Source organism: Pantoea sp. JGM49 (assembly GCF_018257655.1).
Classification (GTDB): Bacteria; Pseudomonadota; Gammaproteobacteria; order Enterobacterales; family Enterobacteriaceae; genus Pantoea; species Pantoea communis.
Genome location: NZ_JAERJM010000010.1, coordinates 157,180 through 174,535 on the forward strand (window position 1 = coordinate 157,180; position 17,356 = coordinate 174,535).

At 53.7% G+C, this 17,356-nt stretch carries 14 protein-coding genes; 5 read left to right on the forward strand and 9 right to left on the reverse strand.

From position 1 onward, the window contains the following. The first annotated feature begins 11 nt into the window (after positions 1-11). From surA to apaH, 5 genes are read left to right on the forward strand one after another with little or no spacing between them, the layout of a single operon-like run. Positions 12-1,307 (forward strand): peptidylprolyl isomerase SurA, encoded by a 1,296-nt coding sequence (gene surA / locus JK231_RS17725; protein ID WP_097118321.1) that lies wholly within the window; start codon positions 12-14, stop codon positions 1,305-1,307. Further along, positions 1,297-2,289 carry a 4-hydroxythreonine-4-phosphate dehydrogenase PdxA gene (pdxA, locus tag JK231_RS17730; protein ID WP_097118320.1) on the forward strand — a complete coding sequence of 331 codons (993 nt, stop codon included), beginning with the start codon at positions 1,297-1,299 and terminating at the stop codon, positions 2,287-2,289. Before surA ends, pdxA begins: the two co-directional genes overlap by 11 nt. Continuing rightward, positions 2,282-3,106 (forward strand): 16S rRNA (adenine(1518)-N(6)/adenine(1519)-N(6))-dimethyltransferase RsmA, encoded by an 825-nt coding sequence (rsmA, locus tag JK231_RS17735; RefSeq protein WP_034826076.1) that lies wholly within the window; start codon positions 2,282-2,284, stop codon positions 3,104-3,106. The genes pdxA and rsmA overlap by 8 nt, the downstream gene beginning before the upstream one ends. Before the next feature lie 4 nt (positions 3,107-3,110). Next, on the forward strand, positions 3,111-3,488 hold the full coding sequence (gene apaG, locus JK231_RS17740) for a Co2+/Mg2+ efflux protein ApaG (protein WP_034826077.1): 378 nt from the start codon (positions 3,111-3,113) through the stop codon (positions 3,486-3,488). Between the two features lie 51 nt (positions 3,489-3,539). Then, a complete protein-coding gene (gene apaH / locus JK231_RS17745) occupies positions 3,540-4,409 on the forward strand; it encodes a bis(5'-nucleosyl)-tetraphosphatase (symmetrical) ApaH (RefSeq protein ID WP_160833561.1) in 870 nt (289 codons plus the stop codon). A 145-nt stretch (positions 4,410-4,554) separates the two neighbouring features. Here apaH and folA read toward each other — a convergent pair whose 3' ends face one another. From folA to ileS, 9 genes are all read right to left on the reverse strand, one after another. Next, complete coding sequence (folA, locus tag JK231_RS17750) at positions 4,555-5,034, reverse strand: type 3 dihydrofolate reductase (RefSeq protein WP_034826087.1); 480 nt, start codon at positions 5,032-5,034, stop codon at positions 4,555-4,557. Between the two features lie 287 nt (positions 5,035-5,321). Then, complete coding sequence (locus JK231_RS17755; protein ID WP_211729150.1) at positions 5,322-6,464, reverse strand: porin; 1,143 nt, start codon at positions 6,462-6,464, stop codon at positions 5,322-5,324. Between the two features lie 241 nt (positions 6,465-6,705). Further along, positions 6,706-9,930, reverse strand: a complete 3,225-nt coding sequence (gene carB / locus JK231_RS17760; RefSeq protein ID WP_034826091.1) for a carbamoyl-phosphate synthase large subunit — start codon at positions 9,928-9,930, stop codon at positions 6,706-6,708. Positions 9,931-9,943: 13 nt separating this feature from the next. Beyond that, entirely contained in the window at positions 9,944-11,092 is a 1,149-nt protein-coding gene (carA, locus tag JK231_RS17765; protein ID WP_058959360.1) for a glutamine-hydrolyzing carbamoyl-phosphate synthase small subunit, read from the reverse strand. A 471-nt stretch (positions 11,093-11,563) separates the two neighbouring features. Beyond that, entirely contained in the window at positions 11,564-12,379 is an 816-nt protein-coding gene (dapB, locus tag JK231_RS17770; protein WP_097118316.1) for a 4-hydroxy-tetrahydrodipicolinate reductase, read from the reverse strand. A gap of 222 nt (positions 12,380-12,601) precedes the next feature. Then, complete coding sequence (ispH, locus tag JK231_RS17775) at positions 12,602-13,555, reverse strand: 4-hydroxy-3-methylbut-2-enyl diphosphate reductase (protein WP_034826097.1); 954 nt, start codon at positions 13,553-13,555, stop codon at positions 12,602-12,604. Beyond that, the gene (gene fkpB / locus JK231_RS17780) at positions 13,536-14,006 is read right to left on the reverse strand and encodes an FKBP-type peptidyl-prolyl cis-trans isomerase (RefSeq protein ID WP_034826099.1); all 471 of its coding nucleotides are present in this window, start codon (positions 14,004-14,006) and stop codon (positions 13,536-13,538) included. Before fkpB ends, ispH begins: the two co-directional genes overlap by 20 nt. A gap of 3 nt (positions 14,007-14,009) precedes the next feature. Next, on the reverse strand, positions 14,010-14,513 hold the full coding sequence (gene lspA / locus JK231_RS17785; protein ID WP_211729151.1) for a signal peptidase II: 504 nt from the start codon (positions 14,511-14,513) through the stop codon (positions 14,010-14,012). Continuing rightward, positions 14,513-17,332, reverse strand: coding sequence for an isoleucine--tRNA ligase (gene ileS / locus JK231_RS17790; RefSeq protein WP_211729152.1), 2,820 nt, complete (start codon positions 17,330-17,332; stop codon positions 14,513-14,515). Before ileS ends, lspA begins: the two co-directional genes overlap by 1 nt. Between the last annotated feature and the right edge of the window lie 24 nt (positions 17,333-17,356).

Genomic DNA, 17,356 nt, shown 5'->3' on the forward strand with positions numbered 1-17,356 from the left:
ATGGATAAAGTATGAAGAACTGGAGAATGCTGATTCTTGGTGTAGCGATCACCGCTAACACTGCGTTCGCAGCCCCACAAGAGCTTGATAAAGTTGCTGCCGTCGTGAATAACGGCGTGGTACTGGAAAGTGACGTTGATAACATGATGCGCACTGTGAAATCACAGGCGCAGCAAGCTCATCAACAGTTGCCTGATGACAAAACCTTGCGTCATCAGATCCTTGAGCGTCAGGTCATGGATGCCATCATTCTTCAGATGGGCGAGAAAGCCGGCCTGCAGGTCAGCGATCAGCAGTTGGATCAGGCAATCCAGAATATTGCCGCACAAAATAAGATGAGCATGGATCAGTTGCGCAGCCGCCTGGCCTATGACGGAATGAACTACAACGCCTATCGTGCGCAGATCCGTCAGGAAATGCTGATCTCTGAAGTGCGTAATAACGAAGTGCGCCGCCGTGTGACGATCCTGCCGCAGGAAGTCGATACGCTGGCAACGCAGATTGGTTCACAGAATACTCAGGGCACTGAACTGAACGTGAGCCAGATCTTGCTGCCACTGTCAGAAAACCCTACGCAGCAGCAGGTTGACGATCAGGAAGCGCTGGCGCGTCAATTGGTCGGTCAACTGAAAAGCGGTGCCGATTTCGGCAAAATGGCAGTGACCTACTCTGCCGATCCGCAGGCGCTGAAAGGCGGCAACATGGGTTGGGCGAAAATTGAAGAGTTGCCGACCCTGTTCTCGCAAGCGTTAAGCACCGCGAAGAAGGGCGACATCGTCGGCCCAATACGTTCTGGTGTTGGCTTCCATATTCTTAAAGTGAACGATCTGCGCGGTGAGAGTAAAAACATCTCTGTCACCGAAGTGCATGCACGCCATATTCTGCTGAAGCCTTCTCCGATCCTCACTGATGCGCAGGCACAAGCGAAGATCGAGCAGATCGCAGCTGACATCAAGAGTGGCAAAACCACCTTTGCTGCGGCGGCAAAACAGTTCTCTGACGATCCGGGTTCTGCTAACCAGGGTGGTGATCTCGGCTGGGCAACGCCTGAAATCTACGATCCTGCCTTCCGTGATGCGCTGCTGAAGCTGCAAAAAGGCCAGGTCAGTGAGCCGGTACACTCCTCCTTCGGCTGGCATCTGATTCAGTTACTGGATACCCGTCAGGTTGATAAAACCGATGCGGCGCAGAAAGAGCGTGCTTATCGTCTGCTGTTTAACCGTAAATTTGCCGAAGAAGCACAAACCTGGATGCAGGAACAACGCGCCAGTGCTTACGTGAAGATTCTGGACAACAATGGTCAGTAATTATCGTGTCGTGATCACCCCCGGCGAACCCGCCGGGATTGGTCCTGATCTCACCGTTCAACTGGCTCAGCTCGACTGGCCAGTTGAACTGGTGGTCTGTGCCGATGGCCATGTGCTGCGTCAGCGAGCCCAGCAACTGGGCTTACCGCTTACGCTGCGCGATTACCAACCGGGTGTTGCGGCACAAGTACAGCAGGCCGGTACGTTAACGCTGCTGCAGGTTGATACCGCGCAGCCGGTCACGCCTGGTGAATTAACCGTAGCGAATGGGCATTACGTATTGGAAACGCTGGCGCGTGCCTGCGACGGTTGCCTAAACGGTGAATTTGCTGCGTTGATTACCGGACCCGTGCACAAAGGCGTCATCAATGACGCCGGCATTCCGTTTACCGGTCATACCGAATTCTTCGCCGAGCGTGCCGGTGGCGATCGCGTGGTGATGATGCTGGCCACCGAAGAGTTACGCGTCGCGCTCGCCACTACGCATTTGCCGTTAAAAGATGTCGCTGATGCGATTACTCGCGACAGCCTGCATGAGGTGATTACGATTCTGCATCAGGATTTACAGCAGAAGTTCGGTTTACCCCATCCGCATATCTTTGTCTGCGGCCTGAATCCGCACGCGGGCGAAAGCGGCCATATGGGCCGTGAAGAAATTGATACTATCATTCCGGCGCTCGACGAACTGCGTCAGCAAGGTATACAGCTTACCGGCCCATTACCGGCTGATACGCTGTTCCAGCCGAAGTACCTACAGCATGCCGATGCGGTCCTGGCGATGTATCACGATCAGGGCTTACCGGTGCTAAAATTTCAGGGGTTTGGTCGCGCGGTGAATATCACCCTTGGCCTGCCCTTTATCCGGACTTCTGTCGACCATGGTACCGCGCTGGAATTAGCCGGCCAGGGCAAGGCGGAACCGGGCAGCTTTATCACGGCGCTTAATCTCGCCATCACTATGATCAAGAGCAGTAATGAATAATCGCGTCCATCAGGGGCATTTTGCCCGTAAACGTTTCGGGCAGAACTTCCTGAACGATCAGTACATTATCGACAGCATTGTCTCCGCTATTCACCCGCAGAAGGGAGAAGCGATTGTGGAGATTGGTCCCGGCCTGGGTGCCTTAACTGAACCGGTGGGCGAACGCCTCGATGAACTGACCGTTGTAGAGCTGGACCGCGATCTGGCTGCACGTTTGCAGACCCATCCGTTCCTCGGACCGAAGCTGACCATTTATCAGCAAGATGCCATGACTTTCGATTTCTCGGCGCTGGCGCAAGAGAAAGGTCAGCCACTGCGCGTCTTTGGCAACCTGCCGTACAATATTTCGACCCCGCTGATGTTCCACCTTTTCAGCTATACTGGTTCGATTAAAGACATGCACTTCATGCTGCAGAAAGAAGTGGTAAACCGTTTGGTTGCCGGACCAGGCAGTAAAGCGTATGGCCGCCTGAGCGTGATGGCGCAGTACTATTGCCAGGTGATTCCGGTGCTGGAAGTTCCACCCGAATCCTTCACGCCTGCGCCAAAAGTTGATTCCGCCGTGGTGCGTTTGATGCCTTACCCAGAACCACCTTATCCGGTGAGCGATATTCGCCTGCTGAGCCGCATCACCACTGAAGCCTTTGGTCAACGCCGTAAAACCCTGCGTAACAGCCTTGCACATATGTTTACTGCGGGTGCGTTGGATGAACTGAACATTGATGCCTCGCTGCGTGCTGAGAATGTCACCGTGGCACAGTATTGCCAATTGGCGAACTGGCTGGGCAATCATCAGGCTGAAACCCCGGAGAAATAAGTGTATGAGTGAACTGGCCCGCGTCTGTATTCATGTATTGAGTCAATATGTGGAATCACAATCCTTGCCCGACGAGGATCGTTACGTGTTTGCCTACACCATCACCATACGTAATCTGGGACGAAATAGCGTTCAACTGCATAGTCGCTACTGGCTTATCACCAATGGCAACGGTCGTGAGACTGAAGTTCAGGGGGAAGGTGTGGTTGGCGAGCAACCGCACATTGCCGCTGGCGGTGAGTATCAGTACACCAGCGGTGCGATTCTGGAAACCCCTATGGGCACCATGCAAGGTCACTATGTGATGATCGACGATGAAGGTGAAGAATTTCACGTCGACATTCCGGTGTTCCGACTCGCCGTGCAAACCCACATACATTAATCCCCCTCCGCCCGGCCAGTCCGGGCGGCGCGTTTTGATCGGACTGACGTAATGAGTACATACCTGATTGGCGATATTCACGGCTGTTATGACGAGCTACGTGCGCTGCTGGCGCAGGTTGATTTCGATCCGCAGCAAGACGAGCTTTGGCTAACCGGCGACTTAGTGGCGCGTGGCCCGGGTTCGCTGGATGTGCTGCGCTATGTGAAATCGCTGGGAGATTGCGTACGACTGGTGCTCGGCAATCACGATCTGCATCTGCTGGCGGTTTATGCGGGCATCAGCCGTAACAAACCTAAAGATCGTCTGACGCCATTGTTAGAGGCGCAGGACGCGGATGAGCTGATCAACTGGTTACGTCGCCAGCCGCTGCTACAAGTGGATGAAGAGAAAAAGTTGTTGATGGCTCATGCGGGTATCACACCGCAGTGGGATCTCGACACGGCAAAACTCTGTGCGCGTGAAGTTGAAGCCGTGCTGGCCAGCGACACCTACCCGCTGTTCCTGGATGCGATGTACGGCGACATGCCGAACAACTGGACGCCGGAATTGAGCGGCTTGGCGCGTCTGCGCTTCAGTACCAATGCCCTGACGCGTATGCGCTTCTGCTTCCCCAACGGTCAGTTGGATATGATCTGCAAAGAAGCCCCCAACTCTGCTCCACCGCCGCTGAAACCCTGGTTCCTTGTTCCCGGCAAGATCAGCAGTGACTACACGCAGGTGTTTGGTCACTGGGCTTCACTGGAAGGCAAAGGGACGCCTGAGCACATTATCGGCCTGGATACCGGTTGCTGCTGGGGCGGCACGCTGACGCTGCTGCATTGGGAATCGCAACGCTATTATGTGCAGGCCTCTAACCGTGAGAAGGCGATGGCAGAGAGTGCCACCAGCGTACATCCGCCATTGAGCGACATGTCATAAACAAAAAGCCCCGCAACGTGAGCGGGGCTTTTTTTTGTTCGCTATAAAGGGTGGTTCTGAGATTTCCCGGTCGCCCTGTAGGGCAACACCACGACGAAATGAGACGATTTTCTCAGGGGCACATTGATGGGTGCCGGGATAAACATCAACGGCGATCTAAAATCTCAAAGCAGTAGCTGTGCGAGTTTTGTGCATCGGCGTCATGAAACTCGCTAAAGGTCGATTGCCACTCATCCGGCTCGTAATCCGGGAATTGGGTGTCACCTTCGACTTCGGCATCAATGTGTGTGAGATACAAACGATCGGCGCGCGCCAGCATCTGTTCGTAAATGCGACCGCCACCGATCACCATGACCTCTTCCACGTCTCCCGCCGCTTTCACTGCTTCGTCCAGCGAAGTCACCCAGGTCACGCCTTCATGGGTGCCCGGCTGGCTGCTCACCACAATATTCAAACGTCCCGGTAGCGGGCGGCCGATTGATTCAAAGGTCAGACGCCCCATAATCACCGGCTTATTCAGCGTATTACGTTTAAACCACGCCAAATCAGCGGGCAGGTTCCATGGCATGGCATTTTCCATACCAATAATGCGATCGGCTGCCAGTGCTGCGATCAGACTAATCATGTTAAAAGACCTACAGGAAAAAAATTGGCGCAATGATACGTAAAGGCGAAAGTTTCGTCGATAGGCCGCCCCCGCTATTTGCGTAAAGCTCCTATGCGACCGCATTTTTGTTATTGGACAGAGTTTTACACCGACTTTCCCACCATACTTGGGAATAGACGCCATATTAGTCCGGCAGGACGCTATAACTCAGGGTGAAATGAGGCTTTAACGTGATGGAGTGTAAAGAAAACCGCACTGTCTGCGACAAAGAAAAACGGCTCCCGCAGGAGCCGTTGATACTTCGATTAGAAATCGTAGCGCAGACGCACCAGGTTCATGTTACCCAGTGATTTGTCGGTGCTTGAGGTGATCACGTATTCGTAGTCCACCTGGAAGCCGTAATCCAGTTTAGTGCTGATACCAACGCCATTGTCGATACGTTTGTAGTTACGTCCATTGACGAACTCCAGACGGTCGCCCATGAAGTAAGGCTGGATAGATTTGACCGCGTACTGGCCAATTGGGAATTTGTAACCGGCGAAGTATTCCACGCCCCACGCATCATCCGCGAAGTAATTGTTAACCGTATTCTTCTTGGTTGGTGAGAAGTTCTGATACCAGCCTGCACCTGCAGACAGCGTCCAGTTATCCGGGGTCCAACTCAGCGCGGTACCGTAGATGTTCTGGTCATAGACTTTGCTTTCACCGGTGCCTGGGTTATGGATATCTGCACGGGTGTAGTTCCATGCCGTGCCCCATGCCAGATCTTTGGTGATGTGATAGTTCACACCCAGTGAGCCGCCGCCTTTACGCTTGTAACGCAGGCCGTTGCCTGGCAGGTAGTTGTTATCTTCAAACAGGTATGAAGCGTAAACATCAACGTCGCCGAAGGTGTTTTTGTACTTCAGCATCTTACGTGAACGGTATGAACCGTCGTAGTCACCGTTGATACCGTTGCCCGGTGCCTGAGCCAGCATGTCGTAGTCCCAGATATCGGTCTTCGCGCCGACCACATCATAGTAAACGCTGTTCTGCTGACCAAAGGTCAACTGACCCCAGGTTTTGCTCTTCAGACCCGTGTACAGCTGACGACGCGTGGTGTTGTTCTGGCCATCGGCATAGTGGTTATCCCAACCCCACCAGGCCGGGAAGTTCACGCCCAGCTCGTAGTAGCTGACCCAGCTGATGTCATCAAACAGGTAGTAATCCGCGGAGAAACGGAAACGTGAACCACCATCGTAGCCGTTACGCTTGTACGATTGGTCACTGACGCCAGCCTGATGCTGGAACTGAGGACGAATACTGCCGCCGACTTTGAAATCAAGACGACTAAGTGGATCGCCTGCCTGCGGATCCTGCTTCAGCAGGGTAATTTCCGCCTGGCTGGCGAGAGGCGCAGCAACTAATAACGCAGCCACTGCGCTGAGGGTGAAAGCACGCATTTTCATTTTTTATATCCCAGTTAAGGTGAGCGCTCTATTGATGAGCGCTCAAGATAGTACGGTGCGCTTACCGGGATCGTATTTATAATTTTGTGCGGATAATCCGAGGTGTAACCGTTATCGCATCAACTGATAAAAACTATGTCAAATCAATATATTTTTCACACATAACCTTATTCAACCAATGATAAACAGGCGAAAAAAAACGGCTCCCAAAGGAGCCGTTTTCAGTCGGTCAACTTATTGATTAACCTTTGATTTGCGCATGCATTTCCTGCACTGAAATCACTTTCTCTGTCGGATCTGCATTCAACGCCATCGCGGTAGCAAATCCACCATTCAGCGTGGTGTCATAATGCACTTTATATTGCAGTGCACTGCGGCGAATCAGTTTGGAATCTTCAATCGCCTGACGACCTGCGGTGGTATTGACGATGTAGGTGTATTCGCCATTCTTCAGACGGTCCTGAATGTGTGGACGACCTTCATGCACCTTGTTAACCAGACGTGGGTTGATACCGGCCTCACCCAGCACCACAGCGGTGCCGTGTGTGGCGTCCAACTCGAAGCCAAACTTCTGCAGCTTCGCCGCCAGGTCAACGATACGTTTCTTATCGCCTTCGCGCACAGACAGTAACGCACGACCGGTTTTCTTCATGTTGCTCTGCGCACCCAGCATCGCTTTGGCGAACGCTTCCGCAAAGGTACGACCGACACCCATCACTTCGCCGGTAGAACGCATCTCTGGACCAAGAATCGGGTCAACACCCGGGAACTTGTTGAAAGGTAGCACCACTTCTTTCACCGAATAATACGGTGGAATGATTTCTTTCGTGACGCCCTGCTCAGCCAGGGTTTTGCCTGCCATCACGCGCGCAGCCACTTTCGCTAAAGGTACGCCGGTCGCTTTAGACACGAATGGCACGGTACGCGCCGCACGTGGGTTCACCTCAATCAGGTAAACCTCGTTGTCCTTCACTGCAAACTGCACGTTCATCAAACCGCGTACGTTCAGCTCGAAAGCCAGTTTCTCGACCTGTTGACGCATCACGTTCTGGATTTCAGTGCTCAGCGTATAAGCCGGCAGTGAACAAGCGGAGTCACCTGAGTGAACGCCGGCTTGTTCGATGTGCTCCATGATGCCGCCAATCAGCACACGTTCACCGTCGCAAATCGCATCCACGTCGACTTCCACTGCATCATCCAGGAAGCGGTCCAGCAGAACCGGTGCATCATTGGAAACCGAAACCGCGGTCTGGAAGTAACGCTTCAGGTCGATTTCATCATAAACGATTTCCATCGCACGACCGCCCAGCACATAGGAAGGACGTACCACCAACGGATAACCGATACCTGCCGCTTTCTCAACAGCTTGCTCTAGCGTAGCCACGGTGGCGTTAGCCGGTTGCTTCAGGCTCAGGCGATCAACCGCCTGCTGGAAACGTTCACGGTCTTCAGCACGGTCAATCGCATCTGGGCTAGTGCCTATCACGGGCACACCTGCTGCTTCCAGCGCACGAGCCAGCTTCAGCGGGGTCTGGCCGCCGTACTGCACGATGACGCCTTTAGGCTTCTCGATGCGCACGATTTCCAGCACGTCTTCCAGCGTCACCGGTTCGAAGTACAAACGATCGGAGGTGTCGTAGTCAGTCGATACGGTTTCCGGGTTACAGTTCACCATAATGGTTTCGTAACCGTCGTCGCGCAGCGCCAGTGCCGCATGTACGCAGCAGTAATCGAACTCGATACCCTGACCGATACGGTTTGGACCGCCGCCCAAAATCATGATTTTGTCACGATCCTGGTTTGGATTGGCCTCGCACTCTTCTTCATAAGTGGAGTACATATAAGCGGTATCGGTGGAGAATTCTGCCGCACAGGTGTCTACGCGTTTGTAGACTGGGTGCAGGTTGAACTGCTGACGCAGTTTGCGAATTTCACTCTCTGCCACGCCCGCCAGGTTTGCCAGACGCACGTCAGCAAAGCCTTTGCGCTTCAGTGCACGCAGGAAATCAGCATTCAGTGAGTTGACACCTTCACGCGCAACCTGCTCTTCCAGACGTACCAGCTCTTCGATTTGCACCAGGAACCAGCGGTCAATGTTAGTCAGGTTGAACACGCCATCCACCGACATACCGGCACGGAACGCATCCGCGATGTACCAGATACGGTCAGAACCGGCATCTTTCAGCTCACGGCGGATGCGGGTCAGGGCTTCGGCATCATCCAGATCCACTTTCGGGTCGAAGCCGTTTGCCCCCACTTCCAGACCGCGCAGCGCTTTCTGCATTGATTCCTGGAAGGTGCGGCCAATCGCCATCACTTCACCCACAGATTTCATCTGCGTGGTCAGGCGGTCATTGGCACCAGCGAACTTCTCGAAGTTGAAGCGAGGAATCTTGGTCACAACGTAGTCGATTGAAGGCTCAAACGACGCCGGCGTACGACCGCCGGTGATGTCATTCATTAGCTCATCGAGAGTGAAGCCCACCGCCAGTTTCGCGGCGACTTTTGCAATCGGGAAACCGGTCGCTTTGGAAGCCAGCGCCGAGGAGCGCGACACGCGCGGGTTCATTTCGATAACCACAAGACGGCCGTCTTTTGGGTTAACCGAGAACTGCACGTTAGAACCGCCGGTTTCCACGCCGATTTCACGCAGTACCGCCAGCGAGGCATTACGCATGATTTGGTATTCTTTATCCGTCAGGGTTTGCGCCGGTGCCACGGTGATCGAGTCACCAGTGTGGATACCCATCGCATCGAAGTTCTCGATTGAGCAGACGATGATGCAGTTGTCGTTTTTATCACGCACCACTTCCATCTCGTACTCTTTCCAGCCAATCAGCGACTCATCAATCAGCAGCTCATTGGTAGGGGAAAGATCCAGGCCACGCTCGCAAATCTCTTCGAACTCTTCGCGATTGTAAGCGATACCGCCACCGGTGCCGCCCATGGTAAAGGAAGGACGAATGATGCACGGGAAGCCTACATCTTCGGCCACGGCCAGTGCTTCTTCCATGGTATGCGCGATACCGGAACGCGCGGTGCCGAGGCCGATGCTTTTCATCGCCACGTCGAAACGGCGGCGGTCTTCAGCTTTATCGATGGCATCCGCGGTCGCACCGATCATGGTGACGCCGAACTCAGCCAGCACACCCTGACGCTCCAGCTCCAGCGCACAGTTCAGTGCAGTCTGGCCGCCCATGGTCGGCAGAACGGCATCCGGGCGCTCTTTTTCGATGATCTTACGTACTACTTCCCAGTGAATCGGCTCAATATAGGTCGCATCGGCCATTTCCGGGTCGGTCATGATGGTGGCCGGGTTGGAGTTGACCAGAATGACGCGGTAACCCTCTTCACGCAGCGCTTTACACGCCTGTGCACCGGAGTAGTCAAATTCACATGCCTGGCCGATAACGATCGGGCCAGCGCCAAGGATCAGGATGGATTTTATGTCTGTACGTTTTGGCATCGTGGGCTCCTGATTACTTCGCGTTAGAACGGTAAGCTTCGATCAGTTCGATAAAGTGATCGAACAGCGGCGCCGCATCGTGCGGGCCTGGGCTCGCTTCAGGGTGTCCCTGGAAGCTGAAGGCCGGTTTATCTGTGCGGTGAATACCTTGCACCGTCTGGTCGAACAGCGACACATGCGTGACACGCAAATTCGCTGGCAGCTGGCTGTCATCAACCGCGAAACCGTGGTTCTGCGCGGTAATCATCACCACATTGTTGTCGAGATCTTTGACCGGGTGGTTGCCGCCGTGGTGACCGAGTTTCATCTTCACGGTTTTTGCACCGCTTGCCAGCGCCAGCAGCTGATGGCCGAGGCAAATACCAAACACCGGAATATCAGTTTTCAGGAAGGCCTGAATGGCGTTGATGGCGTAATCGCAAGGCTCCGGGTCACCAGGACCGTTCGACAGGAAAATGCCGTCTGGATTGAGTGCCAGCACCTCTTCTGCGCTGGTCTTTGCCGGGACAACGGTCAAACGGCAACCGCGATCCACCAGCATTCGCAGGATGTTGCGCTTAGCGCCGAAGTCATAGGCGACAACGTGGAATGGCAGCTCTGCAGCCGTTTTCTGCTCAGGCAAATCCCCTTCCAGTGTCCAGCTACCCTGCTGCCACGCGTAAGTTTCCGCCGTGGTCACTTCTTTCGCCAGGTCCATGCCTTTCAAGCCCGGGAAGGCCTGCGCTTTTTGCAGCGCCAGTGCCGCATCCGGATTATCACCCGCGATAATGCAGCCGCTCTGAGCGCCCTTCTCGCGCAGCAAACGGGTCAGTTTGCGCGTGTCGATATCGGCGATGCCGACAATGTTATTGCGCTGCAAGTAAGCTGACAGGCTTTCTTCACTACGGAAGTTGCTGGTGATCAGCGGCAGGTCGCGAATAACGAGGCCTTGAGCATGGATTTGGCTGGATTCTTCATCGGCGGCGTTAACGCCAACATTGCCGATATGGGGATAAGTGAGGGTAACGATTTGGCGGGAATAGGAAGGATCAGTGAGGATTTCTTGATAACCAGTCATTGACGTGTTGAAAACGACTTCCCCCACTGCCGACCCCGTTGCCCCGATGGCCCGACCGTGGAATTGGGTTCCGTCTTCCAGAACCAAGAGCGCTGACTTAATCAAAACATCCTCCAGGGAATAAACAGTCACAATATTTGCATATTAATTCAAAATACATGCCCGAATCAATGCAAAATCCGCCTGAATGCTCGAATTTTGGCAAATTGCGCGCATTCTAATGATCGACCTTCAGCTTGTCTACCCTGAGTGGCTATTTTTTTGTATTTTTAAGGCTGTTGAATGTTAAAAAGCGAGAAAGGCGATAAAAGAGTGAGATAAGTGAGGAAAATAAACGGTTGCTAAGCGGCAATAATCGCAAACACGTGCTACCGCGCATAAATTTTTGACCAAATGGTCAAAAATCGCATCTTACTGACCTCCCGATAGAACTAAACATTGAAAAATAGACACCAAAAGACAAAAATACAATTAAGCCATCATTTTAATAAGTAAAATAAAGGGCAATGATCACATTGCCCTATTCAATCATCATCTTACCGATTGAAATAACCACATCACGATGGTTCACAACACTCACAACATCGATAAATCCAGCACATCCCGCATATCATAGAGGCCAGATTTCTTGTTCTTCAACCAACTTGCCGCCTTAACTGCGCCATTAGCAAAGGTCATGCGGCTGGAAGCCTTATGGGTAATCTCTACACGCTCGCCAATATCAGCAAACATCGCGGTATGTTCACCAACAATATCGCCTGCGCGTACGGTAGCAAAGCCGATGGTCTGTGCTTGACGCTCGCCGGTATGGCCTTCGCGTGCGTAAACCGCGTGCTCGTCCAATTTCCAGTTCATCGCATCGGCAATCGCTTCGCCCATCGCTAACGCTGTACCTGATGGTGCATCAACTTTATGACGGTGGTGCGCTTCCACGATTTCAATATCAGCATAGTCACCCATCACTTTGGCTGCTTGCTGCAGCAGATTCAGCACCAGGTTCACACCAACACTAAAGTTAGCGGCAAACACAATGCCAATTTCTTCGGCAGCGGCGCGAATCGCTTCTTTACCTGCCTCATCAAAGCCGGTGGTGCCAATTACCATCGCCTTTTTATGCTTGCGGCAGAATGCCAGGTATTCCAGCGTACCTTCCGGCCGAGTAAAGTCGATCAGCACATCAAAATCATTGACCACTTTCAGCAAATCATCGGTAACGTTAATATCGGTTTTACCGATACCAGCCAGTTCACCTGCGTCAGCGCCCAGCAGTGAAGAACCGCTACGTGCCAGTGCTGCGCCTAACGCGACACCTTCCGCTTGCTGCACAGCCTGAATTAAATTGCGTCCCATGCGGCCTGGCGCACCAACGATAGCAATGCGGATATCACTCATAATTATTCATTCCTGATACAAATCTATGCATGCAAAGCGTAAACAGGTTAACGGTCAGATAACAGTCACGCCACAATAAAAAAGGGATAATAAGAATTTTATGCCAGCCGCCAAACATTATCAGTAAAAGCAATCCCACCTGCTGGAAGTGGTCTATTTGGCGACGACAGATAAAGAAAAGGCCGAACGATGTCGGCCTGATTCTGTTTCGATAGCAAACGCTTACTGGACGTTGCGCACTTCGACACGCAACTCTTTTGGCACTTCAAACACAATGTTCTCTTCACGGCCAATCAGCTCAATCGCTGCTTCGCCGCCATACTCTTTCAAGCGCTGAATCACCTGCTGCACCAGAATATCCGGTGCCGAGGCACCCGCCGTCACACCGATGATCTGCTTGCCTTTAACCCACTCTTCCTGAATGTCATCTGCTGAATCGATCAGCTTCGCCAGTTTCCCCGCACGCTGTGCCAGTTCGGCCAGACGGTTGGAGTTAGAGGAGTTTTTCGAGCCCACCACCAGCACCACTTCCGCATCACGCGCCAGAACACGCACGGCTTCCTGGCGGTTAGTCGTGGCGTAACAGATATCATCTTTGCGTGGGCCAATAATTGCCGGGAAGCGCTGACGCAGTGCATCAATCACATCTGATGTATCATCAACCGATAAAGTTGTCTGCGTCATGAAGCACAGATTGCCTTCGTCCTTAACGCTCAGCTTGAACACATCTTCCGGTGACTCCACCAAATACATGCCACCATTGGGGTTGTTGTACTGCCCCATGGTGCCTTCTACTTCAGGGTGTCCGGCATGACCAATCAGAATGGCCTCCACACCTTTACGGCTGGCGCGCGCCACTTCCATATGTACCTTGGTCACCAGCGGACAAGTGGCGTCAAACAGCATGGTGAGATTGCGCGCTTTCGCTTCCGCCCGCACCGCCTGAGAAACGCCGTGAGCAGAGAAGATCAGGATGGCATCGTCCGGCACTTCGCTGATCTCTTCAATGAAGATCGCTCCCCGATCGCGCAAGCTGCTCACCACGTAGCGGTTATGTACCACTTCGTGACGCACGTAGATCGGTGCACCGTACATCTCCAGCGCGCGCTCCACGATGCTGATGGCGCGATCCACGCCTGCACAGAAACCGCGAGGGTTAGCTAACAGGATTTGCATCGCTGGCCTCCAGCACCGGATCAATCTCCAGCACTTCAATTTCAAACTGAATGCGCTGGCCAGCCAACGGATGGTTAAAATCAACGGTGATCGAGTCACCGGAAATTTCACGGATCACACCCGGCATCTCGCTACCACCTCTGCCGCTGAACAGCATGATGGAACCGACTTCCGGTTCGCCAGCATCTTTAAAGTCACGGCGCGAAAAGTACTGAACCAGGTCCGGACTGGTGCCGCCAAAGGCATCTTCCGGTGCCAGCGTAAAGGCATGCTTATCGCCGACTTTACGTCCTAACAGTTCCTGTTCCAATGCACCAGACAAGCTGCCATCTCCCAGACGGAACAGCGCTGGTTTGCCGTTGGCGCGTGTTGATTCCGCTGTTGAGCCATCTTCCAGCTTCAGCGTGAAATGCACCAGCAACGCGCTATCGCGCTGTACGGACTCAGTCATTTGTTACCCTTTCTCTTTGACCTGTTTGTCTTTCGGGGTGAGGAAGCCTTCCAGCACCACCAACGCCGCACCAATACAAATGCCGCAGTCAGCGATGTTGAAGGTGGCGAAATGCCAGTCACCAACGTAGAAGTCGATGAAATCCACCACGAAGCCGTGATATGCACGGTCAAACAGGTTACCCAACGCCCCGCCGATAATCAGCGCGTAGGCAATATTGGTTAATTTGTGACTTGCACGGTTGCGATACATCATCACCACCAGCGCGACCACAATCGCAATCGCGATGCCGGCAAAGAACCAACGCTGCCAGCCACCTTTATCCGCCAGGAAGCTGAACGCCGCGCCATAGTTGTGCGCGTAGAACAGATTCAGGAACGGTATCAGCGGCTGAGTTTCATGCAGCATCATGTTATTCATGATCCACTGCTTGCTGGCGAAATCGACCACGATCACCACCAGCACCAGCCACAACCAGCGCAATCCGTTAGAGCAGAGTTTACTCATCAGGCAAATTTCCGCACTTCACCGTTGCCGGCTACGTTGGTGTAACAACGTCCACAGACCGCAGCATGCTCCGGATTCTGGCCAACGTCAGTAGTGTAATGCCAGCAACGCGGACATTTCTCGCCTTCTGCTTTGTGCAGTGCGATTTTCAGACCTTTCAGTACTTCGCTCTGCTGCGCTTCATCGCTGGCAGTGGCGTAATCCGCCACCGTCGCGCCGGAAGTCAGCAGGACAAAACGCAACTCATCGCCCAGCGCCTGCAGTTTAGCGGCCAGTTCAGCATCCGCGTAAAGCGTTACTGTGGCTTCCAGTGCGCCACCGATACGTTTATCGCTGCGCGCCTGCTCGATCACTTTGTTGACTTCACCGCGCACTTTCAGTAGCTCATCCCAATAAGCGTCGTTCAGTGCTTCGTTATCCGCCAGACCAAACAGGCCTTCATACCACTCTTCGGTGAATACGTATTTAGCACGTTCACCCGGCAGGTAGCCCCAGATTTCATCAGCAGTGAAGGACATGATTGGCGCCATCCAGCGCACCAGCGCTTCAACAATGTGCCACAGCGCGGTCTGGCAACTGCGACGCGCCAGGCTGTCACCTTTCGCGGTGTACTGACGATCTTTAATCACATCAAGATAGAACGAGCCCATTTCGATGGAGCAGAAGTGCATCAGACGCTGCACCACTTCATGGAAATCGTAGTTCTCGTAAGACTGGACGATGTCCTGCTGTGCAGCCAGCGCACGGCCAACCGCCCAGCGATCTACCACCACCATCTCTTCGGGTTTTACGCAATCTGTCGCCGGGTTGAAGCCCGCGAGGTTAGCCAGCAGGAAACGCGCGGTGTTACGGATACGACGATAGCTGTCCGCTGCACGCTTCAGGATTTCGTCGGACACCGCCATTTCACCGGAGTAATCCGTTGAGGCGACCCACAGACGCAGAATGTCCGCGCCCAGTTTGTCCATTACGTCCTGCGGTGCCACGGTGTTGCCGATGGATTTCGACATTTTGCGGCCCTGACCGTCCACGGTGAAACCGTGCGTCAGTACCTGACGGTAAGGCGCTTTGCCTTTCATCGCCGTCGAGATCATCAGCGAAGACATGAACCAGCCACGATGCTGATCTGAACCTTCCAGATACATATCCGGCGCATGGCCGCCAAATTCTGGGCGCGCATCGACCACAGAGTAGCTGGTTGATCCTGAATCGAACCACACATCCAGCGTATCTGGCACTTTGACATAGTGATCAGCGTCATCGCCCATCAGATCGCGCGGATCAAGATCCCACCATGCCTGAATGCCATCCTGCTCTACGCACTTCGCGACTTTTTCCATCAGCTCCAGTGTATCCGGGTGCAGCTGCTCGGTCTCTTTATGTACGAATAGCGCCATTGGCACGCCCCACGTACGCTGACGCGAGATACACCAATCTGGACGGTTCGCCACCATCGCTTCGATACGCGCCTGGCCCCAGTCTGGGATCCACTGCACGCCTTTAATCTCTTTCAGCGACTGCGCACGCAGGCCCTTCTGATCCATGCTGATGAACCACTGCGGGGTGGCACGGAAGATAATCGGGGTTTTGTGACGCCAGCAGTGTGGATAGCTGTGCAGCAGTTTCTCTACGTGCAGCAGCGCGCCTTTCTCTTTCAGCAGCTCAACGATCATGTCGTTGGCTTTAAACACGTTTACACCATCCAGCGTAGGATAGGTGCCTGGCAGGTACGCGCCATCCGGGCCGACCGGGTTAGCGGTTTCCAGACCGTATTTCTGGCCGATCACATAGTCATCTGGGCCGTGGCCAGGTGCGGTATGCACTGCACCGGTACCCGCTTCCAGCGTAACGTGCTCGCCCAATACGACTTTGGATTGGATCTGCTCAAGGAACGGGTGCTGGAACAGCTGCAGCTCAAGTGCCGCACCGTTGCATTCGCCCAGTACTTTCCACTCAGTGATGCCCGCGCGCTTCATCACACCCTCAACCATCTCTTTGGCGAGGATCAAGCTGCGGCCTTCGATTTGCAGCAACTGGTATTCGAACTCAGGATGCAGTGAGATACCGCGGTTGGCCGGCATGGTCCACGGGGTAGTGGTCCAGATCACCAGAGAAACCGGGCCTTCAGAGGCGGCAACGCCAAACTTCGCGCGTACCGCATCGGCATCAACGGCGTTAAACATCACGTCGATAGATGGGGAAGTTTTGTCGTAGTACTCGACTTCTGCTTCAGCCAGCGCCGAGCGGCAATCCATGCACCAGTGCACCGGCTTGGCGCCTTTGTGCAGGTGGCCGTTGCCAATGATTTTACTCAGCGCACGAATGATGTTGGCTTCGGTTTTGAAGTCCATGGTCAGGTAGGGACGATCCCAGTCGCCCAGCACGCCGAGACGGATGAAGTCTTTCTTCTGGCCTTCAACCTGTTCAGCAGAGTAGTTGCGGCAGGCGGCACGGAATTCCGCGGCGGAGACTTTCTCGCCTGGCTTACCGATCATCTGCTCAACTTTGTGCTCGATAGGCAAACCATGGCAGTCCCAACCCGGCACATACGGCGAGTCATAGCCCGCCATGCCTTTCGACTTAACGATAATGTCTTTCAGAATCTTGTTAACGGAGTGACCAATATGAATGCTGCCGTTCGCGTAAGGAGGGCCATCATGCAAAATAAAGGTTTTTTTCCCTTTTTTGGCTTCGCGGATGATGCCGTACAGGTTGTCATCAGTCCAACGTTGCAGCATTCCCGGTTCGCGTTTGGCCAGATCGCCACGCATCGGGAACCCCGTTTCCGGCAAATTCAGGGTAGATTTATAGTCACTCATCAGATTCTCGGTTCCGTATTTCGG

Bases quoted from the DNA above. Each gene is read 5' to 3' on its own strand.
- surA (WP_097118321.1), top strand. From the start codon at position 12: ATGAAGAACTGGAGAATGCTGATTCTTGGTGTAGCGATCACCGCTAAC.
- pdxA (WP_097118320.1), top strand. From the start codon at position 1,297: ATGGTCAGTAATTATCGTGTCGTGATCACCCCCGGCGAACCCGCCGGG.
- rsmA (WP_034826076.1), top strand. From the start codon at position 2,282: ATGAATAATCGCGTCCATCAGGGGCATTTTGCCCGTAAACGTTTCGGG.
- apaG (WP_034826077.1), top strand. From the start codon at position 3,111: ATGAGTGAACTGGCCCGCGTCTGTATTCATGTATTGAGTCAATATGTG.
- apaH (WP_160833561.1), top strand. From the start codon at position 3,540: ATGAGTACATACCTGATTGGCGATATTCACGGCTGTTATGACGAGCTA.
- folA (WP_034826087.1), bottom strand. From the start codon at position 5,034: ATGATTAGTCTGATCGCAGCACTGGCAGCCGATCGCATTATTGGTATG.
- JK231_RS17755 (WP_211729150.1), bottom strand. From the start codon at position 6,464: ATGAAAATGCGTGCTTTCACCCTCAGCGCAGTGGCTGCGTTATTAGTT.
- carB (WP_034826091.1), bottom strand. From the start codon at position 9,930: ATGCCAAAACGTACAGACATAAAATCCATCCTGATCCTTGGCGCTGGC.
- dapB (WP_097118316.1), bottom strand. From the start codon at position 12,379: ATGAGTGATATCCGCATTGCTATCGTTGGTGCGCCAGGCCGCATGGGA.
- ispH (WP_034826097.1), bottom strand. From the start codon at position 13,555: ATGCAAATCCTGTTAGCTAACCCTCGCGGTTTCTGTGCAGGCGTGGAT.
- fkpB (WP_034826099.1), bottom strand. From the start codon at position 14,006: ATGACTGAGTCCGTACAGCGCGATAGCGCGTTGCTGGTGCATTTCACG.
- lspA (WP_211729151.1), bottom strand. From the start codon at position 14,513: ATGAGTAAACTCTGCTCTAACGGATTGCGCTGGTTGTGGCTGGTGCTG.
- ileS (WP_211729152.1), bottom strand. From the start codon at position 17,332: ATGAGTGACTATAAATCTACCCTGAATTTGCCGGAAACGGGGTTCCCG.